The sequence below is a fragment of the Aestuarium sp. genome, assembly GCF_023253315.1.
Classification (GTDB): Bacteria; Pseudomonadota; Alphaproteobacteria; order Rhodobacterales; family Rhodobacteraceae; genus Marivivens; species Marivivens donghaensis.
On record NZ_JALRGW010000148.1, the window covers coordinates 1 to 352 of the forward strand.

The window sequence follows — 352 nt, forward strand, 5'->3', positions numbered from 1 at the left end:
CAAGGCATCCACCAAACGCCCTTTTCGCGCTTGATTTGATCCAGAAAGAGCAACGCTCTTTCTATGAGATAGGTCCTTTTGTGCGTCCTATCTCGATCAAAAGCATACTTTATTCTTTGATCCTCCGTAGAAGATCAAAGCGGTTAGTGTACTTGACTTGGAAACAAAACTACTTTGAGGCCTAAACCTCAGATGATCCTCACATGGATCATCAGTAGTTCTGATGTTTTCTCTCTTTACGATGTCAAAACGTCGACAAGTCGACGATGTCCGATTGGACGAGCAAACACTCAATAAAGTGCTTGCTGATCTAATCGATTGGGGAATGGTGGAGCCTAACGGGATCGAACCG

The 352-nt window shown here is 44.3% G+C and carries 1 tRNA gene (cut by a window edge); it reads right to left on the reverse strand.

What is annotated here, in order from left to right:
• Nucleotides 1–326 precede the first annotated feature (326 nt).
• Nucleotides 327–352: transfer RNA gene (locus tag AC1QQ2_RS14715), tRNA-Ala, on the reverse strand (it continues 67 nt past the right edge of the window).